The 25,393-nt window shown below is 67.2% G+C and carries 28 protein-coding genes; 16 read left to right on the top strand and 12 right to left on the bottom strand.

Annotated elements, in window-relative coordinates:
- Positions 1-10 precede the first annotated feature (10 nt).
- Complete coding sequence (locus GDJ08_RS13420) at positions 11-502, bottom strand: MarR family winged helix-turn-helix transcriptional regulator (RefSeq protein ID WP_051008562.1); 492 nt, start codon at positions 500-502, stop codon at positions 11-13.
- A 174-nt stretch (positions 503-676) separates the two neighbouring features.
- Between GDJ08_RS13420 and hppD the strand changes: the two genes are divergently transcribed.
- Complete coding sequence (gene hppD, locus GDJ08_RS13415) at positions 677-1,747, top strand: 4-hydroxyphenylpyruvate dioxygenase (protein WP_423666842.1); 1,071 nt, start codon at positions 677-679, stop codon at positions 1,745-1,747.
- 132 nt (positions 1,748-1,879) lie between these two features.
- Complete coding sequence (gene hmgA / locus GDJ08_RS13410) at positions 1,880-3,184, top strand: homogentisate 1,2-dioxygenase (RefSeq protein ID WP_017354856.1); 1,305 nt, start codon at positions 1,880-1,882, stop codon at positions 3,182-3,184.
- Positions 3,185-3,297: 113 nt separating this feature from the next.
- On the opposite strand, the gene GDJ08_RS13405 is transcribed toward hmgA, so the two are convergent.
- Positions 3,298-3,819, bottom strand: coding sequence for a hypothetical protein (locus GDJ08_RS13405; RefSeq protein ID WP_136004629.1), 522 nt, complete (start codon positions 3,817-3,819; stop codon positions 3,298-3,300).
- A gap of 133 nt (positions 3,820-3,952) precedes the next feature.
- Between GDJ08_RS13405 and GDJ08_RS13400 the strand changes: the two genes are divergently transcribed.
- Positions 3,953-4,519: a hypothetical protein gene (locus GDJ08_RS13400; protein ID WP_136004627.1), complete on the top strand. Its 567-nt coding sequence runs from the start codon at positions 3,953-3,955 to the stop codon at positions 4,517-4,519.
- Between the two features lie 51 nt (positions 4,520-4,570).
- A complete protein-coding gene (locus GDJ08_RS13395; protein ID WP_136004625.1) occupies positions 4,571-5,527 on the top strand; it encodes a sodium:calcium antiporter in 957 nt (318 codons plus the stop codon).
- A 32-nt stretch (positions 5,528-5,559) separates the two neighbouring features.
- Here GDJ08_RS13395 and GDJ08_RS13390 read toward each other — a convergent pair whose 3' ends face one another.
- The 8 genes from GDJ08_RS13390 to GDJ08_RS13355 form a co-directional block, all read right to left on the bottom strand.
- Complete coding sequence (locus GDJ08_RS13390) at positions 5,560-5,937, bottom strand: Na+/H+ antiporter subunit G (protein WP_017354522.1); 378 nt, start codon at positions 5,935-5,937, stop codon at positions 5,560-5,562.
- Positions 5,934-6,218 carry a K+/H+ antiporter subunit F gene (locus GDJ08_RS13385; protein ID WP_017354523.1) on the bottom strand — a complete coding sequence of 95 codons (285 nt, stop codon included), beginning with the start codon at positions 6,216-6,218 and terminating at the stop codon, positions 5,934-5,936. The genes GDJ08_RS13390 and GDJ08_RS13385 overlap by 4 nt, the downstream gene beginning before the upstream one ends.
- Positions 6,215-6,721 (bottom strand): Na+/H+ antiporter subunit E, encoded by a 507-nt coding sequence (locus GDJ08_RS13380; protein ID WP_153165051.1) that lies wholly within the window; start codon positions 6,719-6,721, stop codon positions 6,215-6,217. Before GDJ08_RS13380 ends, GDJ08_RS13385 begins: the two co-directional genes overlap by 4 nt.
- On the bottom strand, positions 6,718-8,253 hold the full coding sequence (locus GDJ08_RS13375) for a monovalent cation/H+ antiporter subunit D (RefSeq protein WP_017354525.1): 1,536 nt from the start codon (positions 8,251-8,253) through the stop codon (positions 6,718-6,720). The genes GDJ08_RS13380 and GDJ08_RS13375 overlap by 4 nt, the downstream gene beginning before the upstream one ends.
- Positions 8,250-8,639 carry a Na+/H+ antiporter subunit C gene (locus GDJ08_RS13370; protein ID WP_017354526.1) on the bottom strand — a complete coding sequence of 130 codons (390 nt, stop codon included), beginning with the start codon at positions 8,637-8,639 and terminating at the stop codon, positions 8,250-8,252. The genes GDJ08_RS13375 and GDJ08_RS13370 overlap by 4 nt, the downstream gene beginning before the upstream one ends.
- Positions 8,639-11,467, bottom strand: a complete 2,829-nt coding sequence (locus tag GDJ08_RS13365; RefSeq protein WP_153165050.1) for a monovalent cation/H+ antiporter subunit A — start codon at positions 11,465-11,467, stop codon at positions 8,639-8,641. The genes GDJ08_RS13370 and GDJ08_RS13365 overlap by 1 nt, the downstream gene beginning before the upstream one ends.
- A gap of 358 nt (positions 11,468-11,825) precedes the next feature.
- The gene (locus GDJ08_RS13360; protein WP_153165049.1) at positions 11,826-12,311 is read right to left on the bottom strand and encodes an Mpo1 family 2-hydroxy fatty acid dioxygenase; all 486 of its coding nucleotides are present in this window, start codon (positions 12,309-12,311) and stop codon (positions 11,826-11,828) included.
- Positions 12,312-12,427: 116 nt separating this feature from the next.
- On the bottom strand, positions 12,428-13,354 hold the full coding sequence (locus GDJ08_RS13355; RefSeq protein WP_165699812.1) for a phosphoribosylaminoimidazolesuccinocarboxamide synthase: 927 nt from the start codon (positions 13,352-13,354) through the stop codon (positions 12,428-12,430).
- Positions 13,355-13,497: 143 nt separating this feature from the next.
- Between GDJ08_RS13355 and GDJ08_RS13350 the strand changes: the two genes are divergently transcribed.
- The 11 genes from GDJ08_RS13350 (at position 13,498) to GDJ08_RS13300 (ending at position 22,759) form a co-directional block, all read left to right on the top strand.
- Positions 13,498-13,827, top strand: a complete 330-nt coding sequence (locus GDJ08_RS13350; protein ID WP_017354530.1) for a J domain-containing protein — start codon at positions 13,498-13,500, stop codon at positions 13,825-13,827.
- 43 nt (positions 13,828-13,870) lie between these two features.
- Positions 13,871-14,548 (top strand): ribulose-phosphate 3-epimerase, encoded by a 678-nt coding sequence (gene rpe, locus GDJ08_RS13345; RefSeq protein WP_136004616.1) that lies wholly within the window; start codon positions 13,871-13,873, stop codon positions 14,546-14,548.
- A 9-nt stretch (positions 14,549-14,557) separates the two neighbouring features.
- Positions 14,558-15,040, top strand: coding sequence for a GNAT family N-acetyltransferase (locus tag GDJ08_RS13340; protein ID WP_136004689.1), 483 nt, complete (start codon positions 14,558-14,560; stop codon positions 15,038-15,040).
- A 333-nt stretch (positions 15,041-15,373) separates the two neighbouring features.
- Positions 15,374-15,970, top strand: coding sequence for a hypothetical protein (locus GDJ08_RS13335; RefSeq protein ID WP_153165047.1), 597 nt, complete (start codon positions 15,374-15,376; stop codon positions 15,968-15,970).
- 131 nt (positions 15,971-16,101) lie between these two features.
- Positions 16,102-17,034, top strand: a complete 933-nt coding sequence (yegS, locus tag GDJ08_RS13330; protein WP_153165046.1) for a lipid kinase YegS — start codon at positions 16,102-16,104, stop codon at positions 17,032-17,034.
- Positions 17,035-17,201: 167 nt separating this feature from the next.
- On the top strand, positions 17,202-18,677 hold the full coding sequence (trpE, locus tag GDJ08_RS13325) for an anthranilate synthase component I (RefSeq protein WP_153165045.1): 1,476 nt from the start codon (positions 17,202-17,204) through the stop codon (positions 18,675-18,677).
- A 60-nt stretch (positions 18,678-18,737) separates the two neighbouring features.
- Positions 18,738-19,520: an SIMPL domain-containing protein gene (locus tag GDJ08_RS13320; protein WP_153165044.1), complete on the top strand. Its 783-nt coding sequence runs from the start codon at positions 18,738-18,740 to the stop codon at positions 19,518-19,520.
- Positions 19,521-19,522: 2 nt separating this feature from the next.
- Positions 19,523-20,101 carry an anthranilate synthase component II gene (locus tag GDJ08_RS13315; RefSeq protein WP_017354538.1) on the top strand — a complete coding sequence of 193 codons (579 nt, stop codon included), beginning with the start codon at positions 19,523-19,525 and terminating at the stop codon, positions 20,099-20,101.
- 32 nt (positions 20,102-20,133) lie between these two features.
- Positions 20,134-21,171, top strand: a complete 1,038-nt coding sequence (gene trpD, locus GDJ08_RS13310) for an anthranilate phosphoribosyltransferase (protein WP_017354539.1) — start codon at positions 20,134-20,136, stop codon at positions 21,169-21,171.
- 74 nt (positions 21,172-21,245) lie between these two features.
- Entirely contained in the window at positions 21,246-22,049 is an 804-nt protein-coding gene (gene trpC, locus GDJ08_RS13305; RefSeq protein ID WP_017354540.1) for an indole-3-glycerol phosphate synthase TrpC, read from the top strand.
- Positions 22,046-22,759, top strand: coding sequence for a haloacid dehalogenase-like hydrolase (locus GDJ08_RS13300; protein ID WP_017354541.1), 714 nt, complete (start codon positions 22,046-22,048; stop codon positions 22,757-22,759). The genes trpC and GDJ08_RS13300 overlap by 4 nt, the downstream gene beginning before the upstream one ends.
- A 46-nt stretch (positions 22,760-22,805) precedes the next feature.
- On the opposite strand, the gene GDJ08_RS13295 is transcribed toward GDJ08_RS13300, so the two are convergent.
- The gene (locus GDJ08_RS13295; RefSeq protein ID WP_136004603.1) at positions 22,806-23,567 is read right to left on the bottom strand and encodes a sulfite exporter TauE/SafE family protein; all 762 of its coding nucleotides are present in this window, start codon (positions 23,565-23,567) and stop codon (positions 22,806-22,808) included.
- Positions 23,568-23,641: 74 nt separating this feature from the next.
- On the bottom strand, positions 23,642-24,307 hold the full coding sequence (crp, locus tag GDJ08_RS13290; protein ID WP_017354543.1) for a cAMP-activated global transcriptional regulator CRP: 666 nt from the start codon (positions 24,305-24,307) through the stop codon (positions 23,642-23,644).
- Between the two features lie 170 nt (positions 24,308-24,477).
- Here crp and speD point away from each other — a divergent pair, with 170 nt between their 5' ends.
- Positions 24,478-25,272, top strand: coding sequence for an adenosylmethionine decarboxylase (gene speD / locus GDJ08_RS13285; RefSeq protein WP_017354544.1), 795 nt, complete (start codon positions 24,478-24,480; stop codon positions 25,270-25,272).
- Positions 25,273-25,393 lie beyond the last annotated feature (121 nt).

Here is a 25,393-nt window from a genome sequence, read left to right as displayed (position 1 = left end):
GAGCCCGGCTCTACCCTTCGTCCATGCGCTGCAGGCCTTCCCCGGCCAGGCGCAGGATCAGCGTTTCCAGCATCTGCTCCTCCTCCTCGCTGAGCACGGACATCAGCTTGCGGGTGATCTCGATCACCAGCGGCGCGATGGTCTCGTAGACCTCGAACCCGGCCGCCGACAGCGCCAGCACCGAACGACGGCGGTCGTCGCCGTGGGTTTCACGCTTGATGAAGCCCCGTTCGAGCAGTCTGGCCACGGCGCGGCTGACGGCCACCTTGTCCATCGCGGTGCGATCGGACACCTCGCTCGCCGACGACCCCGGGTACAGGGCCAGGATGGTGATGACCCGCCATTCCGGGATCGCCAGACCATACCGGTCCCCATACAGCTTGGCGATGTTGCCGCTGACCCGGTTGGACAGCACGCTGAGCCGATACGGCAGAAACTGCTCCAGATCGAGCAGGGCGTGCGAGGCGCGGATGCTGTGGCTGGTGGGATCGGGCGGGCTCATGCTGCGGTGCACCTTGATGGTGGTTTCATGTGAAACTATAAACCTTCAGTCCGGACTCCGCATTCTCGCGGGTCTGCCTTCCTCCCGCACCTGGTTTTTTCCGATGCGGACTTGCTTTGGAGCCACATCATGAGCAGCCAACTGAGCACCGCGTCCCACGCACCCAACCCGGGCATGCAGGTCACCACCTTCGAAAACCCGATGGGCATCGACGGTTTCGAGTTCGTCGAATTCGCCGCACCGGCCGGCCGTGGCGCCGAACTGCACGCCTATTTCCGCAAGATGGGCTTCTCCGCGGTGCTGCGCCACAAGCAGCGCGCGATCACCGTCTACCGCCAGGGCGACGTCAACTTCCTGGTCAACGAGGAGCCGGATTCGTTCGCTGCCGACTTCGCCGAGAAGCATGGCCCGTGCGCCTGCGGCTTCGCCATCCGCTTCCAGAAGCCGGGCGAGGAGGTGTTCCAGATGGCGCTTGGCAATGGTGCCGAGGCGATCGACTTCAAGCCGGAGACCAAGGCGGTGCCGGCACCGGTGATCAAGGGCATCGGCGACTGCATGCTGTATCTGGTGGATCGCTACGGCGCCAACGGCAGCATCTTCGACACCGACTACGCGCCGATCGACGGTGCCGAGCAGCGTCCGGTCGGGTTCGGCCTGACCTTCATCGACCACCTGACCCACAACCTGTATTTCGGCAACATGCAGCAGTGGTCGGACTACTACGAGCGCCTGTTCAACTTCCGCGAGATCCGCTACTTCGACATCAAGGGCCTCAAGACCGGCCTGGTGTCCAAGGCGATGACCGCGCCGGACGGCATTGTGCGCATTCCGCTCAACGAATCCTCCGATCCGAAGAGCCAGATCAACGAGTACCTCGATGCCTACAAGGGCGAGGGCATCCAGCACATCGCCTGCTTCACCGAGAACATCTACGAGACCGTCGAAGCGATGCGCGCGCAGGGCGTGGAGTTCCTCGATACGCCGGAGACCTACTTCGACGTGATCGACATGCGCGTGCCCGGTCATGGCGAAGACGTGGCGCGCCTGGCCAAAAACAAGATCCTGATCGACGCCGATCCGGAAACCAAGCAGCGCAAACTGCTGCAGATCTTCACCACCAACTGCATCGGTCCGATCTTCTTCGAGATCATCCAGCGCAAGGGCAACGAAGGCTTCGGCGAAGGCAACTTCACCGCGCTGTTCGAGAGCATCGAGCGCGACCAGATGAAGCGCGGCGTACTGTAACGTGGCACGGGGCGACCCGGTCGCCCCCCCGCCGCCGCACCGGGCAGCCGAGCGCGTCGCAACGCGCCGGGCTGCCGACGTGCACGAATGAACATACCGCCGGGAGCCGCCCGGCACCATGAGAGCCCGACCATGTCCACCTCCATCGCATCACGCGGCTACCAGACCGGCTTCGGCAACGAGTTCGCCAGCGAAGCGGTACCCGGCGCCTTGCCGGTCGGGCGCAACTCGCCGCAGCGGGTCGCGCACGGGCTGTATGCCGAGCAGTTGTCCGGTACGGCCTTTACCGCGCCCCGTGGCAGCAACCGTCGCAGCTGGGTCTACCGGATCCGCCCGGCGGTGACCCACGGCGAGTTCACCGCCTACGCACAACCGCATCTGCACAGCGACTTCGCCCACGGTGCGGTCTCGCCCAACCAGCTGCGCTGGAACCCGCTGCCGCTGCCGACCACGCCCACCGACTTCATCGACGGCCTGTACACGATGGGGGGCAACGGCGCGCCGGATGCGCATCACGGCGTGGGCATCCACCTGTACGCGGCCAATGCGGACATGCAGGGCCGCTACTTCTACAACGCCGACGGCGAGCTGCTGATCGTGCCGGAGCTCGGCCGCCTGCGCCTGCTCACCGAACTGGGCGTGATCGAGATCGAGCCGCAGCAGATCGCGGTGATGCCGCGCGGCGTCCGCTTCCGGGTCGAGCTGCCCGACGGGCAGGCACGCGGCTATATCTGCGAGAACTTCGGCGCGCTGCTGAAGCTGCCCGACCTGGGGCCGATCGGTTCCAACGGCCTGGCCAACCCGCGCGATTTTGAAACTCCGCATGCCGCCTTTGAAGACATCGACGGGGCGTTCGAGCTGATCGCCAAGTTCGGCGGACAGCTGTGGCGCGCGGACATCGATCATTCGCCGCTGGATGTGGTCGCCTGGCACGGCAACTACGCCCCGTACCGCTACGACCTGCGCCGCTTCAACACGATCGGTTCGATCAGCCATGACCATCCGGACCCGTCGATCTTCCTGGTGCTGCATTCGCCCAGCGACACGCCCGGGACCAGCAACATGGACTTCGCGATCTTCCCGCCGCGCTGGCTGGTGGCCCAGGACACCTTCCGCCCGCCGTGGTTCCACCGCAACATCGCCAGTGAATTCATGGGCCTGATCCACGGTGCCTACGATGCCAAGGCCGAAGGCTTCGTGCCGGGTGGTGCATCGCTGCACAACTGCATGAGCGGCCACGGCCCGGATGCGGCCACCTTCGACAAGGCCTCGGCAGCGGACCTGAGCAGGCCGGACGTGATCAAGGACACGATGGCCTTCATGTTCGAGACCCGTGGGGTGATCCGCCCCACCGCGCAGGCAATGGACGCTGCGCACCGGCAGCGCGACTATCAGCACTGCTGGCAGGGGTTGAAGGCCAACTTCCCCCGGCAGTAACCGCACGCGCCTCCACGCCGGTGTACGGCGTGGAGGCCCAATGAAGCCCGCGCCGCGCAGGCGACGGTCATGCGTTCCTAGCGTTTCTCGCCTTCCGCGACGGCATCGCGGGGTTACGCCAGACTGTGCTCGAAGCCGCCCGCGTGCGCCGCCGGCAGTACTTCCAGCAGGCGCTGCCGCACCCGTTCGGCGTAGCCGGGCGAGGTCAGTGCCGGTAGCGCCTGAAGAGCGCCGTGCAGCCCCTCGATCACGCCTTCATCGCTGCGTGCCTGCTGCAGGGCGTGGAACAGCGCTGCAGCGCGTGGATGACGCTGCAGTTCCAGAATGCCGAGCAGATAGATGCGCGCGGCCACCAGCGAGCGACGGCGCTCGACCGGGGCTGCCGCCCCGGTGCCGCGCGGCGCGGCGTTGGTGGAAGCCGGCACCGGTGCAGCCGCCGCAGGTGTGGAGACCAGGTACCCGGCTTGGATCAGCTGGATCACCATCGCCGCTGCCTCTGCGCCGACCAGGGCGGTCAGCTGCGGCAGGTCGCGCTGGCCGTCGCACAGGATCAGCAGGCGGCGCTGGCGCATGTCCAGGGGCGCACGGTGGGCCTGCAGAGCGGTGCGGGCGAGGTCGGTCTTGCGCGGTTGCATGGGCGAGGGGGTCGATGCGGTGCAGGCCGAGCCTGAACGCGGCAGGTGAAACGGCGATGACAGCCCTGCGCCCGCATGCAGCCACTGCACGGCGATCGCGCTAGGCTGCCCGACATCGACCGGAGGACACCGCATGAAGCAGCTGGGAAGCGTTCTGGCCCTGGGCCTGGTACTGGCCGTGGGGGCCTGCGGGCGAACCGCGGATTCCACCCCCACCAGCCCCATCGCTGCACCGGCGGCCGTGCCTGCCCCCGCGGCCGGGCCGGCGCGCCTTGACGGCTATGGCCCGGTGAGCCTGGACAGCACGCTGGACCAGGTGCGTACGGCCTGGAAGGAACCCCTGGACGGCGCGGTCCCCGATGACTACTGCCACTCGCTGCGGCCACAGGGCGCGCAGGCCGACGACGTGGTGTTCATGATCGAGGGCCGGCGCCTGGTCCGCTACGACGTGCACAACGACCGCATCGTCGCTCCGGGGGGTGGCAAAGTCGGGATGTCGCTGGGCGAGCTGCAGACGCTCTATCCGGACCGCGGCGACGTCACCCCGCACAAGTACGACGAGCAGGGCCACAACCTGCGCGTGCGCCCGGCCACCGAGGGCGGCGCGCTGATCAACTTCGAAATCGACCGCAACGGCACCGTCACCGACTGGCGGGTGGGGCTGCCGCCGCAGGTCGATTACGTGGAAGGCTGCCTGTAGGCCCGCCGTGGCTCTAGAATCGGCCCACGCCTGCCACCGGGGGATTTACCGATGATCGCTGCTGCCACATGGTTCGTACTGGGTCTGGTGCTGCTCGCGCTGGGCGGCGATTCGATCGTCAAGGCGGCCTCCGGGCTGGCGCAGCGCTTCGGCGCCTCGCCGTTCGTGGCCGGGTTGCTGCTGGTCGCCTTCGGCACCTCGCTGCCCGAACTGGTGGTCAACGCACGCGCGTTCGTGGTCGGTGCCGAGGCGCTGGCGCTGGGCAACGCCGTGGGCAGCAACATCGTCAACGTCGGCCTGACCCTGGGCATGGCCGCCCTCGCGGCGCCGCTGCTGGTGCGTGCACGGCTGCTCTCGCCGCTGCTGGTGCTGCTGGCGGTCTCCAGCCTGGCCCTGATCGTGTTCGGGCTGGATGGCGTGATCGCACGCTGGGAAGGCGCGGTGCTGCTGCTGGGCTTCGTGGCGGTGCTGGTATTTGTGCTGCGCCGCGCGCCGCACGAGTCCGAGCCTGTCCGCGAGGCGATTGCCGGCTACGCGATGACCCGTACCGGCCTGTTTCTCAACGTGCTGCGCGTGGTGTTCGCGGTGGTCTGCCTGTACTACGGCGCGCGCTGGATCGTGCAGGCGGCGCCGGTGTTCGGCGCGGGCCTGGGCTGGTCGCCGTTGCTGGTTGGCCTGCTGCCGGTCGCCATCGGCACCGCGCTGCCGGAAGTTGCCGCCGCCATTGCGGCCGCGCGCCGCGGGCAGGGCGACATGGTGCTGGGCCACGTCATCGGCTCGAGCCTGTTCAACCTGCTGGTGGTGGTGGGCGGCATGGCCGCGCTGCGACCACTGGCACTGCCCGAGTCGTTCGTGAAGCTGGAGCTGCCGGCGGCGATCGCCTTCGTGCTGGTGCTGTACCCGATGCTGCGCGGCGACCTGACCATCAGCCGCCGCGAAGGCGGCGTGCTGCTGGTGGCGTTCCTGGGCTGGGTCGCGTTGGAGCTGGCCCTGGCCACCGCGGGCTGACAGCGCGCGGCCACGGCCCTTTCACTGCGGTGTCAGGGGGTCTCGTCGCGGCGTGGTTCCGGCGGCGGCAGCGCTTCTTCCTTGGCCGTTTCATCGCCCGGCAGAGTGGGGCGCTTTTCCATCATCAGCGACAACGCGGCCTTGGCCATCATGTGTGCGCTGATCGGCGCGGTGATGAACAGGAACACGGTGATCAGCAGCTCGCGCGGCTGCGGGTCTTCGCCAAGGAAGATGTGGTAACACACCGAACCGACCAGCACGCAGCCCACGCCCAGCGTGCTGGCCTTGGTGGGGGCATGCAGACGCTTGAAGAAACTCGACAGTTTCACCAGGCCCAGCGCGCCGACCAGGATGAAGAAGCAGCCGAACAGCAGCAGGAGCGACAGCACGATCTGGATGAAGGTGATCATTCGACGATGTCCCGGCGCAGCACGAACTTGCTCAGCACCACCGTGCTGCCGAACCCGAGCATGGCAATGATCAGCGCCGCTTCGAAGTACACCGCCGAATTGAGGTACATGCCGAACAGCATCAGCTCGGCGATCGCCGTCACCGACAGGGTGTCCAGCGCGAGGATGCGATCAGGCACGGTCGGGCCGCGCAGCAGGCGCCAGGTGGCCAGCAGCATGGCCACGCCGACCACGTGCATGCACACCACCATCGTGGTCTGGATGAACATGTATCCGGTCATGGGAAAATCTCCATCAGCGGGGCTTCGTAGCGGGTCTTGATCTGCCGGATCAGCGCGTCCGGGTCGTCCAGGTGCAGTACATGCACCAGCAGGTAGCGGCGGTCGTCCGACAGCGCGGCCGAGACGGTGCCGGGGGTCAGCGTGATCATGCTGGTCAGCGCGGCGATGCCGTGGATGTTGGCGATGTCCAGCGGCAGCCAGATGAAGCCGGGGTGGATGCGTCGCTCCGGCCCCAGCACCTGGATCGCCACGCGGATGTTGGAGACCAGGATGTCCCACAGGGTCACCATCACCAGCTTTGGCAGCGGCCGCAGCGACCCGATGCGGGCGAACTCGCGGTCCAGCCGCGCCGCGAACAGCGGCACCACCAGACCCAGGAACATGCCGAGCACGAACTGGCCCACGGTGAAGCTGTCGGACATCAGCAGCCAGAACGCCACCACCATCATGCTCAGCGAGGGCGAGGGCAGCACGCGCTTGTACAGCGAAGGACGGGCGCTCATGGCTGGCGGATCTCCGGCGGGGTCGCGCGCAGGCCGTTCACATACTCCTGCGGCTGAAGCAGTTGGGTCGCCATCGCGTCGGTGTGCTGCATCAGCGGGCCGGCGAACAGGCTCATCGCGATGCCGTAGCTCAACAGCAGGGCCGCGGCGATGAGTTCGACGGTACGGGTGGGCGCCTTGCGCGCGGGCGGCGCGCCGTCCTCGGCTGCCGGCACGCGCCAGAACAGGCGGATACCGGCGCGGGTCAGACCGACGATCACCATCAGGCTGCTGCCCAGCACTGCCGTCCACACCACGCCGGTGTAGGCGGGGGGCATGCCGGCCAGCAGCGCGGCCTTGGCCAGGAAGCCGGACAGTGGCGGCAGGCCGGCCACGGCCACCGCGCCGATCAGGAACAGCACCGCCGGGGTCTGCTTGCCCGGCATTGGCGCGATGATCTCCTTGCGGTCGCTGGCGCCGCCTCGACGGCGTCGGATCAGGTCCGCCACCAGGAACAGTGCTGCGGCGACGAAGGTGCTGTGCGGCAGGTAGTACAACCCGGCCGACAGCACCTGCGGCGTGCGCACGGCGAAGGCGATGAACAGCGTGGCCGCCGACACCACCACCAGGTAGGAGACCAGCACCCGCAATCGTGCCGCTGCCATCACGCCCAGTCCGCCGAGGACCAGGGTGGCCACGCCGGCCCACAGCAGCCAGTCGCTGCCGTAGCCGGCCATCGCGCCGGCATCGTCGCCGAACCACAGCGTGCTCACCCGCAGCACCGCATACAGCCCAACCTTGGTCATGATCGCGAACAGCGCCGCCACTGCGGCCGGCGCGCGCGCATAGGCCTCGGGCAGCCACAGGTACAGCGGCATCAGTGCGGCCTTGCTGCAGAACACCAGCAGCAGCAGGCCCATCGTGGCCTTGACCAGCAGCAGGTGCGAAGGGGGCACCTCGGCGATGCGCTGGGACAGCTCGGCCATGTTGAGCGAGCCGAGCGAGGCGTACAGCAGGCCCAGCGCGATCAGGAACAGGGTCGAGGCGGTGACGTTGAACACCACATAGTGCAGGCCGATGCGCATGCGCAGGCCGCGCCCGCCACTGAGCAGCAGGCCGTACGAGGCGATCAGCATCACCTCGAAAAACACGAACAGATTGAAGATGTCGCCGGTCAGGAAGGCGCCGTTGAGGCCGACCAGCTGGAACTGGAACAGCGCGTGGAAGTGCGGCGCGCGACGGTCCCAGCCCGAGCAGGCGTGCATCAGGCAGGGAATGGCCAGCAGCAGTGTGGTGACCAGCATCCACGCCGACAGGCGGTCGGCGACCAGCGCGATACCCAGCCGTGAGGGCCAGTCGCCGAGCAGGTACACCGCGATGCTGCCATCGGCGGTCTGTGCGAACAGCAGTGCGACCGCCGCTGCCAGTGCCGTCAGCGTGATCCATGCCACGCTGCGCTGGACCTTGGGCCCGAAGCGGCGGTGCTCCACGAACAGCGAGCAGGCCGCGCCGAACAGGGGAATCAGGATCGGCAGGATCACCGCATGGTTCATGCGTCACCCTCCCGGCCAGACGCGGTATCGGTCGGCCCGCTGTCGGCGTCGTCTTCGTGCGCATCGACGTGGTCGCTATGGTTGTCGCTGCGGCTGCGCATGGCCAGCACGATGCTGACGGCGGTCATCGCGAAGGCGATCACGATCGCGGTCAACACCAGCGCCTGCGGCAGCGGATCGGTGTAGTTGCCCAGATCGCTGTCGATGCCCTCGCGCAGCACCGGCGCCTTGCCCGTGACCAGGCGTCCACCGGCGAAGATCAGCAGGTTGGTGGCGTAGGAGAGGAAGGTCATGCCGAGGATGACGTCGAAGCTGCGCGCACGCAGCAGCAGGTAAATGCCGATCGCGGCCAACACACCGATCGCGCTTGCCAGGGCCAGTTCCATCAGTGCATCTCCCCGGTTTTTGCCGAACGACGGTTGGGATCGATCTCGCCCTTGCGGGCGCTGCGGGTGCGTGACGGCTTGATGGTGCCCATCATCGACAGCATCAGCATCGCCCCGCCGAACACCACCAGGTACACGCCGGTATCGAACCCGATCGCGCTGGCCAGCGGCACCTCGCCGATCAGCGGGAGGTGCAGGTCCAGGTGGCCGCTGGTCAGGAACGGCACGCCGAACAGCATCGACGCGCTGCCGCTGATGATGGCGATCAGCAGGCCGGCACCGATGCAGCGGATGTAGTCGAAGCCGAAGCGCGATTCCACCGACGCGGTGCCCTGGATCACGTACTGGATCAGCAGCGGCACGGCCAGCACCAGGCCGGCGATGAAGCCGCCCCCCGGCGCGTTGTGGCCGCGCAGGAACAGGAAGATTGAGACGGTCATGGTCAGCGGGAACATGATCTGGGCCAGATCGGCCGGCACCGGCAGTTTCATCGGCGGCCCGGGCATGATCTGCTCCGGGGCCATCCGCGAACGCCGCAGCATCGCGTGCACCACCAGCGCAGCGATGCCGAACACGGTGATCTCGCCGAAGGTATCGAAACCGCGGAAGTCCACCAGGATCACGTTGACCACATTCTGGCCGTACGCTTCCGGCAGAGCGCGGGCGAGCAGCTCGCCGGCCATCGTATTGGGCGGCAGGGTCATCGCCGTATAGGCCAGCGCCGCCAGGCCGCCGCCACCGAGCACCGCGATCAGCACGTCTCGACCCTTGCGCCAGCGCGAGCGCTCCCGTGGCGACTGCGCCGGCAGGTAGTTCATGCCCAGCAGCATCAGCACCAGCGTGACCATCTCCACCAGCAGCTGGGTCAGGGCCAGGTCGGGGGCGGACAGGAACACGAAGGTGAGCGACACGATCAGGCCCACGCCACCCAGCAGCAGCACCGCCAGCAGGCGCTGGCGGTACTTGGACAACGCGCCGAACGCGCAGGCCATCATCACCAGCCACAGCCCCCAGCCGAGCAGCGGCAGCGGCTGCGGCGAGGGCCAGTTGGGCGAGACCGGCGTGGCCACGAACGGGGCCGCCGCGACGATGATCGCCACCACCACCAGCCCCAGCAGCATGCGCTGCAGGCTGCCGTTGGCCAGTGCCTGGGTCAGCCGATGGGCGAAGCCGAACACCAGGTCCAGCTGTTTGTGGAACAGATTGCGGCCGGTGGCGCGGGTGACCACCGCATGCAGATTGATCAGGCGGCGCAGGCCGAAATACAGGGCAATGCCGCCCAGCACGCCAACCGCGCTCATCGCCAGCGGCAGATTGAAGCCGTGCCATACCGACAGGCTGTAAGCCGGCATCGCCGGGCCGAGGATGGACGAGGCGGCGGCATGCAGCACCGGTGCGATGGTGATGGCGGGGGCGACGCCGACCGCCACACACACCACCACCAGAATCTCCACAGGCACCTTCATCCAGCGCGGCGGCTCGTGCGGCACGCGGTCCAGATCGTGCGGGCCCTTGCCGAAGAAGGTGTCGTGCACGAAGCGCAGGCTGTAGGCCACGCCGAACACGCCGGCCAGCAGGGCGGCGACCGACATGGCGATGCGCATCGCTTCCGGCCCCTCCGTGGTCAGCGCTTCGGCGAACAGCATTTCCTTGGACAGGAAGCCGTTGAGCAGCGGAATGCCGGCCATTGCCAGCGAGGCGATGATCGCCAGCGCGCTGGTGAAGGGCATCAGCCGACGCAGCCCACCGAGCTTGCGCATGTCGCGCGTGCCGGTTTCGTGGTCGATGATGCCGGCAGCCATGAACAGCGAGGCCTTGAAGGTGGCGTGGTTGAGGATGTGGAACACGCCGGCGACCACCGCCATCGGGGCGGAGAGCCCGAACAGCATCGTGATCAGGCCCAGGTGGGAGATCGTCGAGTAGGCCAGCAGGCCCTTCAGGTCGTGCTGGAAGATCGCATTCCACGCGCCGATCAGCAGGGTGATCGCGCCGATGCCGCTGACCGTATAGAAGAACAGGTCGGTGCCGGACAGGGCCGGGTGCAGCCGTGCCAGCAGGAACACGCCGGCTTTGACCATCGTGGCCGAGTGCAGGTAGGCCGACACCGGCGTCGGTGCGGCCATCGCGTGCGGCAGCCAGAAGTGGAACGGGAACTGCGCGCTCTTGGTGAAGATGCCCGCCAGCACCAGGAACAGGGCGTAGGGATACAGCGCACTGGCGCGGATCGCATCGCCGGCGGCCAGCACCGCGTCCAGCTCGAAGCTGCCCACGATGCGGCCGATCAGCAGCACGCCGCCGAGCAGGGCCAGGCCGCCGCCGCCGGTCACCACCAGCGCCATCCGCGCGCCCTCGCGGGCATCCTGGCGGTGCGACCAGAAGCCGATCAGCAGGAACGAGCTGATGCTGGTCATTTCCCAGAACACCATCAGCAGCAGCAGGTTGCCCGACAGCACCATGCCCAGCATGGCGCCCATGAACAGCAGCAGGTAGCAGTAGAAGCGGTGGGCGCTGTCGCGGGCGCTGAGGTAGTAGTGGGCGTACATCACCACCAGTGCGCCGATGGCCAGGACCAGGCCGGCGAACATCCACGCCAGGCCGTCCAGCCGCAGCGAGAATGCCAGCCCGATCTGCGGCAGCCACTGCCCGAAACTGCGGACGACCCCGCCGCCCAGGATGTCGGGGGTCAGGGTGGCCAGCAGCGCCAACCCACCCAATGGAGCGGCCGCGGCCAACCAGGCGGCCGTGGAGCGGGAGGTGCGTCGGAATGAAGCGACCGCCACGGCCATCAGGAAGGGCAGGGCGAGCAGCAGGAGCAGACTGGGATTCATGCAGGGAATGCGGGATTCACGAGCAGGTCGTTCAGTCTAACAGGCAGGCAATTGTCGCCGATACTCCCGAATACGCATCGAACTGCATGTAACGTGCGCTGATTCATTTTTTCAGCCTCGTCAGTGGGTCCATCCGGGAGCGTCGCGGGCCGTATGGAACCGATGGAGCGGCTTTGCCGAACGTGGCCGGTCGCAGGGGGTGCCGAGCGGGTTCCGGCCAGCAATGGCAGGGCCTGCGGAAGAAGGCGGACGGTCACGGAGCTGAACGCCAGCGTACCCGGATGGGGGCCTGATGGGGATGCTGGACGCCGGCGCGTGGACCGCCGGTGAGCATGTCGCCTCGTTCAGGAAAGTGCGTTCAGAAGCGCCAGTCCAGGCGACGGTAGACCTTGGCCATCACCCAGGCCGGGCCGATCAACAGGTAGACCAGATCGGTGAGGAAGCTGGGCTTGCGGCCCTCGAATTTGTGGCCGATGAACTGCGCCACCCAGGCCACGGCGAATACGCCCAGGCCCAGCCAGAACAGGCCACGCAGGCCGATTTCGGCTTCCAGCAGCCGGCACAGGCAGCCGCTGACGAAGAACAGGGCGAGCATCCCGTAGCCGAGCCGGCGTGACAGACGGTTGTAGTAGGCCCACGCGGCGAACATCGCCAGACCGGCCCAGATCCCGTACTGGAACCAGGTGATCAACGGCGGCAGGCACCACAGCAGCGCGATCACCGACCACATGATCGCCGGCACCGCGATCACATGGATGCGCTGGTTGATCGCATTGCGGTGGTCGTCGGAATAGCTGGCGAAGTAGCGGTCGATGGGCCGCTCAAGCTGGGTCGTCGTGGACATTGAGCCTCCGGAGTGGGCACAGGATACTCCCGGAGCCCGCCCATCGCGGCGTCGCGTGTCCCCGCCCACCCACGGTCGACGTCCCCCGTCGCCGTTGCGGCGACGGGGGACATGCATCAATCGACCGAGATGCCGGCCAGGCGCTGCAGCGCCTCGGCGTACTTGGCGCGGGTGCGCTCGATGATCTCCGCCGGGATGCTCGGGCCCGGAGCGGTCTTGCCCCAGTCCAGCGTTTCCAGGTAATCGCGTACGAACTGCTTGTCGTAGCTCGGTGGGCTGGTGCCCACCTCGTACTCGTCGGCCGGCCAGTAACGCGAGGAATCCGGCGTCAGCATCTCGTCCATGATGTAGAGGCGGCCATCGGCATCGGTCCCGAACTCGAACTTGGTATCGGCCAGGATGATGCCGCGCTCGCGCGCGTAGTCGGCGGCGAACTTGTAGATGCGCAGGGTGGCGTCGCGCACGCGCTCGGCCAGGTCCGCACCGACCGCCTTCACCATCGCATCGAAATCGATGTTCTCGTCATGGTCGCCCACGGCGGCCTTGGTCGAGGGGGTGAAGATCGGCTCGGGCAGCTGTTCGGCCTGGCGCAGGCCGTCGGGCAGATCGATGCCGCTGATCTTGCCGGTGCGCTGGTAGTCCTTCCAGCCGCTGCCGATCAGGTAGCCGCGGGCAATCGCTTCCACCGGCACCGGCTTCAGCTTGCGGGTCACCACTGCGCGCTTGGCGTACAGCGCCGGGTCAACGCCCTCGGGCAGCACGCTGGCCACGTCGATGCCGGTCAGGTGGTTGGGCATCAGGTGCGCGGTCTTGGCGAACCAGAAGTTCGACACCTGGCAGAGCATTTCGCCCTTGCCGGGAATCGGATCGGGCAGCACCACGTCGAAGGCCGACAGACGGTCGGTAGCGACCATCAGCAGGTAGTCCCCCGGCGGAGTGCCGGCGGGCAGCCGGTCGCGCGGAATGTCGAAAACATCACGCACCTTGCCGCGATGGCGCAAGGGCAGGCCGGGGAGATCGGATTGCAACAACGTGGTCGGCACGGGCACTCCTGAGGCTTCGTCAAGACAGCTGTCCAGGGGACCCGGAGGGCCCGCACAGACAGCGGGCGGCCTAGTGTAAAGCGGGTTGGGCCCGCTGTGACGTAAAATGAGGCTCCTTTGTCGACCCGGCCGCCCTTACGACCATGCGCTGGTACGGAAAACTGCTCGGATTCATCGCTGGCGCCCTGCTTTTCAGGCCCAATCCGCTGTTCGGGGCCGTGGTCGGCCTGTTGATCGGGCATGCCTTCGACGCCGACTGGTTCCGCCTGAACAGGGAGAACCCCTACCGGGAGCTGGGGCTGACCTCCGAGGCGACCGACGCCGAGGTCGATCTGGCCTACCGCCGGCTGATCTCCCAGTACCACCCCGACAAGGTCGTCGGCGCCGCCCCGGAGCTGCGCCAGCAGGCCGAGCGCAAGTCGCGCCTGCTCAACGCCGCCTACGACCGCATCAAGACCCTGCGCAAGCGCTGACCCCGCGCGGCGCCTCCCCGTCCACGTCCTGAAGGCCCCGGCCATGTCCAACTGCATCATCGCCCCCTCCATCCTGTCCGCGAACTTCGCCCGCCTTGGCGAGGAAGTGGACAACGTGCTCGCCGCCGGTGCGGACTGGGTGCATTTCGATGTGATGGACAACCATTACGTGCCCAACCTGACCATCGGCCCGATGGTCTGCCAGGCGCTGCGCAAGCACGGCGTCACCGCGCCGATCGACGTGCACCTGATGGTGGAGCCGGTGGACCGCATCATTCCGGACTTCGCCGAGGCCGGTGCCACCTACATCAGCTTCCACCCGGAAGCCTCCCGCCACGTCCACCGCACCATCCAGCTGATCCGTTCGCTGGGCTGCAAGCCGGGCATCGTGCTCAACCCGGCCACCCCGGTGGACATCCTGGACTGGGTGCTGGACGACCTGGACCTGGTGCTGCTGATGTCGGTCAACCCGGGCTTCGGCGGCCAGGCGTTCATTCCCTCGGCGCTGGACAAGCTGCGCGTGGTGCGCCAGAAAATCGATGCCAGCGGCCGCGACGTGCGGCTGGAGATCGACGGTGGCGTGAAGGCCGACAACATCGGCGCGATCGCCGCCGCCGGTGCCGATGCGTTCGTGGCCGGCTCGGCGATCTTCAACGCCACCTCCAGCTACCAGGACGTGATCGCGCAGATGCGCCACAACGTCGCCCAGGCCAGGGGCTGAGCCATGCCGGTGGCCACTGTGACCATCCGCGTGGCCACCGCCGACGATGCAGCGCTGATCCTGCGCTTCATCCGCGAGCTGGCGATCTATGAGAAGGCCGAGTCGTCGGTGCAGACCGACGAAGCCGGCATCCGCGCCAGCCTGTTCGGCGCCGATGCCAAGGCGCACGCGCTGATCTGCGAGGCCGGTGGCGAGGCCATCGGCTACGCCGTGTACTTCTACAACTACTCCACCTGGCTGGGCCGCAACGGCATCTACCTGGAAGACCTGTACGTCAGTCCGCAGCAGCGCGGCAGCGGTGCCGGCAAGGCGCTGCTGCAACACATCGCGCGTATCGCGGTCGCCGAAGGCTGTGGCCGTTTCGAATGGTCGGTGCTGGACTGGAACGAGCCGGCGATCAGGTTCTATGAAGCCGCCGGTGCGAAACCGCAGAGCGAGTGGACGGTGTACCGCATGGAAGGCGACGCGCTGCGGGAATTCGCCGCCGGCTGATGCAAAAAAAAGACCGCACCCTCTCGGATGCGGCCCTGGGAATATTCGGAGGCTGATCCTGCCTCCATCCGTCGTCCCTGCTATGGCCTTCCATTCTCCGGGCGCGCGATGACGCTTTGATGACGCATTCCCCGCTGCGTGCAGACGACGCAGAATCCTGTACCGCGGCGTCTATGTCGAAAGCGACAGCGCCACTCGCCCGCGCCGTGCTGGGCCACGCAGGCCATGCATGCACCGGCAACTGCGTGCATCCACGCGGCGTGCAGCGCATCGAGGCACGTCCACACGTCCCCGCTGCGGTTCGCGGGTACTCGTGTGAAAGGGGCGCGCCCTGTGCCATTTCAGCAGCGACGTCGCACTATCGAGAAAAGCAATCAACGGGCTTCAGAAGACGGCCTGACGGGCTGCTACAAGGGAGAGGCGACCGGCGAACGTCCGCCGTTTGCTTCACTGCCACACAAGGAGATCAACGTGACGCTTCGGACTGCGATGGTATCTGTGGTACTAGGAGGGGTGCTTGCCACGGCACCGGTTGCCGTATTGGCGCAACGCGCTGACCACCCTGTCAGCATCACCACGAAAACGACCTATCCGGCGGGGTCGGTCGACGCGGCATCCTGGCTCGACTGGATCGCGGGACGCTCGCAGGCGTACGCGCCGGTGTCCAGGCGCGGCACGGTCCAGGTGCTCACGACACGAGCAGGCTTGACCGGATCGAGCGTCGCGCGCGCGCCCAGCGCAGGCCCGCCCACGCCGCTGCCGAACGGCGGCAACCAAGGCGACGGGATGACCGTTACCTCCCGGGACGCGGCAGTAAGTACCGAAACCTGGGGCTACACCTTCCACAACGGCGCGTGGACACTGGTGGAGTACCACTACAAATCCGTCACCGTCGGCAAAGAGGATGCGCCGGAAAACCCAGGCGGCTGAATCGACGGTGTCCGGTTTCGTCGACACAGGGTGGCCCCGTGGGGCCGCTTTCCCACGCGTGATCGCGGCGTTCACCGCCCCCGACACAGCGCACTGCTAGCCTGCGCCTCCCTGATCCGTGGAAGTGCTGCATGCGTGGCAAGCGATGGCGTCTGATCCTGAACGGCAAGTCCACCGGCAATGCCGAGCTGCGCGAGGCGGTGCACGCGCTGCGTGAGCGCGGGGCCACGCTGGAAGTGCGGGTGACCTGGGAAGAGGGCGATGCCGAGCGCTATGTGGCCGAGGCGATCGCGCATGGCGTGGAGACCATCATTGCCGCCGGCGGCGATGGCACGCTCAGTGAAGTGGCCGAAACGCTGGCGCACCGGGACGAGGATGCCGATGCGCTGCCGTCGCTGGGTCTGGTGCCGCTGGGCACCGCCAATGACTTCGCCACTGCGGCGGAGATTCCCGACGACCCCGAACAGGCGCTGGCCCTGATCGAGCATGAGCCGCCGCGCCCGGTGGACCTGTTGCGCATCGACGCCGACGGCGAGCGCTGGTGGTGCGCCAACGTGGCCAGTGGCGGCTTCGGTACCGAGGTCACTGTGGATACCGACGAGGGCCTGAAGAAGATGCTGGGCGGCCTGGCGTACCTGGTCACCGGCATTTCGCGGCTGGGCCGCATCGAGCCGATCCAGGCGCGGGTCCGCGCGCCCGGCTTCGACTGGGAAGGGGGCTTCATTGCGCTGGGGGTCGGCAACGGTCGCCAGGCCGGGGGCGGGCAGGTGCTGTGTCCGGACGCGCACATCGACGATGGCCTGCTGGACCTCACCCTGATTCCCGAGCTCAGCGGCGAAGTCGCGTCCACCTTCACCGCGCTGGTCACGGGCGGCAAGCGTGGCGCGCTGGAGCAGGTGGCCGAACGCGTCCAGGCCCCCTGGGTGGAGATCGAGGCGGCCCAGCCGCTGACCCTGAACCTGGATGGCGAGCCGGTCCGTGCCCGCCGCTTCCGCATCGACTGCGTGCCGGGCCGGGTCCGGCTGCACCTGCCGCTGGACAGCCCGCTGCTGTCGCGGCGCTGACCTTCATGGCGGCGCCGGGTTCCATCCGGTGCCGCCAATGCGGTACAGTCGCCGCGTGTCCATTCTGACGACCCCGCATTCCCTTTCTTCCGCTCGCCGCTGGTGGCGATGGTGGCCTGTTGCCGTCGTCCGTCCCGCCACCGCCGTTTCCCGGAAGGAAAGTCGTCTTGATCACGCTCGAGCAGTTCCAGCAGCAGGCCGCTGAAGGCCACACCCGCATCCCCGTCGTCCGCGAAGTGCTGTCCGACCTGGACACGCCGCTCTCGGTCTATCTGAAGCTCGCCGACGGCCCGCATACCTACCTGTTCGAATCGGTCGAAGGCGGCGAACGCTTCGGGCGCTACTCCATCATCGGCCTGCCGGCGCGCCGGGTGTATGCCTTCCACGGCCACACCCTGACCGTCAGTGAGGCCGGCCAGGTCGTGGAAACCCGCGAAGTCGCCGACCCGTTCACCGAGGTCGAGGCGCTGCGCAGCGCCCACTCGGTACCCAAGCTGGCGGGCCTGCCGGGCTTCACCGGTGGCCTGGTCGGCTGGTTCGGCTTCGAGTGCATCGGCTACATCGAACCGCGCCTGGCACCGCCGCGCGGCCGCGATGAGCTGGGCACCCCGGACATCCTGCTGCTGCATTCCGAAGACCTGGCGGTGTTCGACAACCTCAAGGGCCGCCTGTACCTGACCGTGCACGCCGACCCGGGCCAGTCCGGCGCATGGGACGACGCACAGGCCCGGCTGGATGCGCTGGTGGCCAAGCTGCGCGCGCCCGGCGCGGGCTATCCGGCACCGATCACCCGCGACGTGCTCGACGAGAACGATTTCGTGTCCGGCTTCACCCGCGACGGCTTCATTGCCGCGGTCGACAAATCCAAGGAATACATCCGCGCCGGCGACATCTTCCAGGTGGTGCTGAGCCAGCGCCTGAGCGTGCCGTTCAAGGCGCGCCCGGTGGATGTGTACCGCGCGCTGCGGGCGCTCAATCCCTCGCCGTACATGTACTTCCTGGATACCGGCGATGTGCAGGTCGTGGGCTCTTCGCCCGAGATCCTGGTCCGCCTCCAGGACGGGGAAGTCACCGTGCGGCCAATCGCCGGCACCCGCCCGCGTGGCGCCACGGTGGAAGAAGACAACGCGCTGGAAGCCGAACTGCTGGCCGATCCGAAGGAGCGCGCCGAGCACCTGATGCTGATCGACCTTGGCCGCAACGATGCCGGTCGCGTTTCCCGGGCAGGCACGGTGGAAGTGGGCGAGCAGTTCGTGATCGAACGCTACAGCCATGTCATGCACATCGTCAGCGAAGTCACCGGCCAGCTGCAGCCCGGCCTGAGCTACGCCGACGTACTGCGAGCGACCTTCCCGGCCGGCACCGTCAGCGGGGCGCCGAAGATCCGCGCGCTGGAAGTGATCCGCGAGCTGGAGCCGATCAAGCGCAACGTGTACGCCGGCAGCATCGGTTACATCGGCTGGCACGGTGATGCCGATACCGCGATCGCGATCCGTACCGCCGTGATCAAGGACGGCCGCCTGCACGTGCAGGCCGGCGCCGGCATCGTCTACGACTCCGATCCGGGCAAGGAGTGGGACGAGACCATGAACAAGGGCCGCGCGCTGTTCCGCGCCGTTGCGCAGGCTGCCAAGGGCCTGTGAGTTCCTCTGCCGTGGCGCATGCCACGGCGTCCGCTGCATCATCCAGACAAGGAATACCGCATGAAGCTGCTGAGCGCATTGCTGTTGTCGACGACACTGGCCGCGGTCGCCCCTGCGTGGGGCCAGGCCAACACCATTCCGTCGCAGCCGCATCTGCTGGTGAAGGGCAGCGCCACCCGCACGGTGATGCCGGACCGTTTCACGGTGAAGGTGGCGCTGGAATCGGTCGACATGCAGACCGACACCGCGCGCGCCCGCGTACAGGCCAACGCCGAGCGCGTGCTGCAGCTGTTCGCCCAGCACGGCGCCATCGATGGCACTGTGAGCGCCGCCAATCTGCGCATTGCCCCCTCCACGCGCTATCGCAACGATGAGGAGGTGTTCAACGGCACCGCCGCCAGTCGCGACCTGAAGGCCGAATTCTCCGATGCGCAGGCGCTGAAAGCCTTCCTCGGCGATCTGAAAGCCAGCCGCGAAGTGCAGGTCAGCACCGCTGAACCGACCTACTCGGGCGAAAGCCGCCTGCGGGGCGAACTGAAGGCCGAAGCCGCCGCGCAGACGCGCGAATCGGCCAAGGGCCTGGCCGGCGCGTACGGCACGAAGATCACCGGCCTGTACAGCATTTCCGACGTCGCACCGAACTTCGCCTATGGCGTGCAGGCCGGCACCTGGGGCACGGCCGTCCGCGATGGGTTCGGCGGCGGCGAAAGCACAACGCTGGACAAAATAGCCGTGACCGGATCGCGCTACCGCGCGGCGTCGGGCGGCGAGCTGCTCACCGCCGCGCCCATCACGTACACCGAGAACGTGTACGCCATTTTCCTCATCCAAGACGGACCCTGACCATGTTGTTGATGCTCGACAACTACGACAGCTTCACCTACAACCTCGTGCAGTACCTGCAGACGCTGGGCGCCGAGGTCAAGGTGGTGCGCAATGACGCGTTGAGCGTCGATGAGATCGCCGCGCTCGCCCCCGAGCGCATCGTGATCTCGCCCGGCCCGTGCACGCCCAATGAAGCGGGCGTGTCGCTGGAACTGATCCGCCGGCTGGGCCCGACCACGCCGATCCTCGGCGTCTGCCTGGGCCACCAGAGCATCGGCCAGGTGTACGGCGGCGACGTGATCCGCGCCGGCACCATCATGCATGGCAAGACCTCGCCGATCCGGCATGAAGGCAAGGGCGTGTTCGCCGGCCTGCCGGACCGCTACCAGGCCACGCGCTACCACTCGCTGGTGGTGGACAAGACCACCTTGCCGGCATGCCTGGAAGTGACCGCGTGGACCGAGAACGAGGATGGCACGGTTGAGGAAATCATGGGCCTGCGGCATCGCGAGCACCCGGTTGAAGGTGTGCAGTTCCACCCCGAGTCCATCCTTACCGAGCACGGCCACGCCCTGCTGAAGAATTTCCTGCAGCGCTGAGCGCGCCGCCCCCGCACCGCAAAGGACCCCACATGACCTTCTCCCCCCAGGAAGCCCTGCAGCGCACCATCGAGCACCGCGAAATCTTCTTCGACGAAATGGTCGATCTGATGCGCCAGGTGATGCGTGGCGAGGTGTCGCCGGTGATGACCGCGGCGATCCTCACCGGCCTGCGGGTCAAGAAGGAAACCGTCGGTGAGATCGCCGGTGCGGCCACGGTGATGCGCGAGCTGGCACTGGCGGTGCCGGTCGAGGACCGCACCCACCTGATCGACATCGTCGGGACCGGCGGCGACGGCTCGCACACGTTCAACATCTCCACCTGCGCGATGTTCGTGGTGGCCGCCGCCGGGGCCAAGGTGGCCAAGCACGGCAACCGCAGCGTGTCGTCCAAGTCCGGCAGCGCAGACGCGGTCGAGGCGCTGGGCGCGATCATCGAACTGCGCCCGGAAGAAGTGGCCCGTGCGATCAGCGATACCGGCATCGGCTTCATGTTCGCACCGATGCACCACCCGGCCATGAAGGTGGTCGCGCCGGTGCGCCGCGAAATGGGCGTGCGCACCATCTTCAACATCCTCGGCCCGCTGACCAACCCGGTCGGTGCCACCAATGTGCTGATGGGCGTGTTCCATCCCGATCTGGTCGGTATCCAGGCGCGCGTCCTGCGCGAGCTCGGCGCCGAACGCGCGCTGGTGGTGTGGGGCCGCGACAACATGGACGAGATCTCGCTCGGTGCCGGCACGCTGGTGGGCGAGCTGCGCGACGGCAAGGTGCGCGAGTACGAGATCCATCCCGAAGACTTCGGCATCGCCATGTCGGCCAGCCGCAACCTCAAGGTGGCCGACCCGGCCGAATCGATCGCGATGCTGCGCGGGGTACTGGACAACCAGCCGGGCCCGGCGCTGGACATCGTGGCGCTCAACGCCGGTGCGGCGCTGTACGTGGCCGGCGTGGCCAACAGCATCGCCGACGGCCTGGCCCGCGCGCGGGCGGTCATTGCCGATGGCAGTGCGCGGCTGCGCATGCAGCAGTACGTCGAGGCCACCCACCGCATCCGCGCCGGCGGCTGAGCCGTTTTCGCTCCCTGTTTCACGCATTGCCCGCGCCTGGCCGATAATGGCCGGCCTGAAGGACCCCGACCGACATGAGCGACAAGAGCGACATCCTCGACACCATCCTGGCCCGCAAGGCCGACGAAGTCGCCGCGCGCCGTGCCCAGGTGCCGCTGGAGGCGCTGATCGCCCGCCTGGAGCAGGCCCCGCCGGTGCGCGGCTTCGCCGATGCCCTGCGTGCCTCGATCGCTGCGGGCAACCCGGCGGTGATCGCCGAGGTCAAGAAGGCCAGCCCCTCCAAGGGCGTGATCCGCCCGGACTTCCATCCGGCCGACATCGCGGTGAGCTACGAGTTCGGCGGTGCCAGCTGCCTGTCGGTCTTGACCGATGTGGACTTCTTCCAGGGTGCCGACGCCTACCTGCAGCAGGCCCGTGAGGCCTGCACGCTGCCGGTGCTGCGCAAGGACTTCGTGATCGACCCCTACCAGGTGTACGAGGCGCGCGTGCTCGGCGCCGACTGCATCCTGCTGATCGTGGCCGCGCTGGACGACCGCCAGCTGGCCGAGCTGTCCGACCTGGCCATGCAGCTGGGCATGGATGTGCTGGTGGAAGTGCACGACATCGATGAACTCGAGCGCGCCCTCCAGGTGCCGGTGCCGCTGGTGGGCATCAACAACCGCAATCTGCGCACCTTTGAGGTGTCGCTGCAGACCACCCTGGACATGCGCCAGGCCGTGCCGCGCGACCGCCTGCTGGTCACCGAGAGCGGCATTCTCGGCACGGATGACGTGCGGGTGATGCGCGAGGCGGGTATCCACGCCTTCCTGGTCGGCGAAGCCTTCATGCGCGTCGAAGAGCCCGGCGAGGGCCTGCGTCAGCTATTCTTCAGCGCATGACTGCGATCTACCCAACGCCGCGCGACGACGCCCCGCTGGTGGTCTTCGATTTCGATCACACCCTGTACGACGGCGATTCGGGCAGCCACCTGTTCGCCTCGCTGATCAAGCGCAACCCGCTGCGGCTGCTGGCCGCGCTGCTGGTCACGCCGATCGCAGGGCCGCTGGTGGCGATGCTGCCGACCCGGCGCGCCGGCATCTCGGTGTATGTGTGGATCGCCACGTTCGGCCTGCACCGCGCGCGCGAATTCAACCGCGTGATCGACGCCTACGTGCTCAAGCATGAGCCCGAACTGCGCGCCAAGCTGCTGCCGAAGGCGCTGGACGTGTTCGCCCGGCACCGTGCCAATGGCGATCGCGTGGTGGTGGCCACCGGCGCCCCACCGGAACTGGCGCGCGCGATCCTGGCCTTCGTCGCCCACCAGGGCGTGCCGGTGATCGGCAGCGAAGTCGGGCCGCGCCTGGGCGCGGTAGGTGCCACCCGCCACTGCCACAACGAAGAGAAGATGCGCATGCTGCGCGAGCGCGGCTATGGCGACATCGACATCGCCTACTCGGACAGCACCGCCGACCTGCCGCTGCTGCTGGCGGCCAAGGCGCCGGTGGTGGTCAATCCGAAGGTGTCGCGCGTGGCGTATTTCCGCCAGGTGCTCAAGCCCGGCACGCCGATCCTCAACTGGGGCTGCGAGGACCGCGGCGGCGACCGGTAGGGCGCATCGACCAACGGTCGACACCTGCCCGTGCTGCGTCGGTCGCTTACGCTCCCAGCCACCCGTGCACGGCGTGGCCGATCTGGAACAGGCTGATCGCCAGCACCAGCACGCCCACCGCCACCAGCACCCAGCGCTCCTTGACCTTCTTCACCAGCAGCGCCGCGACTGGCGCGGCCATCATGCCGCCGACCAGCAGGCCGGCGACGATGTTCAGGTACTGCAGGCCCATCGAGAGCAGGAAGGTGATCGACACCGCCAGGGTGACCACGAACTCGGCCGCGTTGACCGTGCCGATCGTGGTGCGGGCCTGGCCCCCGCGGGCCAGCAGGGTGGAGGTGGCCACCGGCCCCCAGCCGCCGCCGCCGCTGGCATCCAGCAGGCCGGCCACAAAGCCCAGCACCGGCACGCGCTTGACCTCCCGTGTCGGCATCAGCCGCCCGGCTGCGCGCAGCAGGATGAAGACCGCCAACACCAGCAGGTAGGCATAGATGAACGGGCGGATCACGTCTCCGGGGAGCTGGGTCAGCACATAGGCACCGAGCACGCCGCCGACCGCACCGGGCAGCGCCAGGCGCAGGAACAGCCGGCGATCCACGTTGCCTGCCACCAGGTGGGAGACCCCGGAGGCCCCGGTGGTGAAGACTTCGGCGGTATGGATGCTGGCGCTGACCGCAGCCGGTGGCAGGCCCATGCTGAGCAGGACCGACGAGGACACCAGCCCGAAGGCCATGCCCAGGGCGCCGTCGACCAGCTGCGCGCCGAGGCCGATCAGGATGAACCAATAGAATTCGCTGCCAGGCTCCATCCGCCCAGCCTAGCCTGAACGGGTGAAAGGTGCGGTAGTGCCGGCTGCGGGCCGGCACCCAGCGTCTGCCGGGCTCATCGGGTGCCGTAGAGGACGACCGTCTTGCCGCGGGCGTGAAGGAGCCCGTCGCTCTGCAGCTTCTTGAGCACGCGGCCGGCCATTTCACGCGAGCAGCCGACCAGGCGTGCCAGTTCCTGGCGCGAGACGCGCAGCTGGGTGCCTTGCGGGTGGCTCATGGCCTCCGGCTCGCGGGACAGGTCGTGAAGGGTGCGCACGATGCGGTCGGTGACGTCCAGGAACGCCAGGCGGCTGGCCTTGCGGCTGGTGTCGAGCAGGCGCTTGGAGATCTGCTGGCCGATGGCATACAGCAGCCGCGGCGCATCGGTGGACAGCGGGCCCAGGAACAGCTGGTGCAGGCGCTCGTAGCTGATTTCGGCCAGTTCGCACGGGGTCCGGGTGCGCAGGATGACTTCCCGCCGGTCCGATTCCACGAACAGGCCCATTTCCCCCACGAACTCCCCGGAGCCGAAATAGCCCAGGACCAGCTCACGGTCGTCATCTTCCTCGGCAATTATAGAAACAGAGCCGCTGATCACGTAATAAAGGGTGCCTGCGGGGTCCCCCGGCCGGAAGACGTCCGTGCGGGCAGGGTAGCGACGGCGATGGCTGTGGGCCAGAAAGCGGTCGATGGTGGCGATATCCAGGGCCAATGGACTTGTGGCAAGGCGCACAGATGACACGTTACGGCGCTCCCTTTGCTCATGAACAATTCACGGCTATGTCCCGGCAGCTTAACGATCACAATTGTTAAGGGCAAACAAAGCACAGGCAAACCTTTCAATGCAAGTTTCGCCCCCGATCACTTTGCCCCATAATTGTTCCTTTCCCACCACACACAGGATCGACCGCCGTGGTCAAGCCGTTGCCTCGCCTGAGGTTGCAGGGTTTCAACAACCTCACCAAGGCGCTGAGCTTCAACATCTATGACGTGTGTTACGCGCGCACCGAAGAAGAGCGTCAGCGTTACATCGAATACATTGATGAAGAGTACAACGCCGATAGGCTTACTCAGATCTTGACCGATGTCGCCGAGATCATCGGCGCCAACATCCTCAACGTCGCGCGCCAGGACTACGATCCGCAGGGCGCGTCGGTGACGATCCTGATCTCCGAAGAACCGGTGATCGACAAGAAGCTGGCCGGCAAGGAGCTGATCTCCGACGCCGTGGTCGCGCATATGGACAAGAGCCACATCACCGTCCATACGTACCCGGAAACGCATCCGCAGGAGGGCATCGCCACGTTCCGCGCGGACATCGATGTGGCTACCTGTGGCGTCATTTCGCCGCTGAAGGCGCTGAACTACCTGATCGAGAGTCTGGAATCGGACATCGTGATCATGGACTACCGCGTGCGTGGCTTCACCCGTGACGTGAAGGGCAAGAAGCACTACATCGATCACAAGATCAACTCGATCCAGAACTTCCTGGCCAAGAACATCAAGTCGCGTTACGAGATGTTCGACGTCAACGTCTACCAGGAAAACATCTTCCACACGAAGATGCACCTGAAGGACTTCGACCTGGACCAGTACCTGTTCGAGGAAAAGGCCAAGAACATCTCGTTCAAGGAACGCATGAAGATCGAAGCGCTGCTCAAGCGCGAGATCGAAGAGCTGTTCCACGGCCGCAATCTGTCCGAGTAAGACCCAGCGACCGCGTCCGGGGAGTCCCCGGACGCGCCGCAGAAGGCGGGACGGCCCGCCCTGTGGAACATCCGGATCTGCGCAGATTCGTGTTCCACGGATGCAACCCGACGACGGTCCG

It is taken from the genome of Stenotrophomonas nematodicola, assembly GCF_009467805.1.
Lineage (GTDB): Bacteria > Pseudomonadota > Gammaproteobacteria > Xanthomonadales > Xanthomonadaceae > Stenotrophomonas > Stenotrophomonas nematodicola.
Note: the sequence above shows the minus strand (reverse complement) of the source record. Positions and strands in the feature narration are given on the sequence as shown.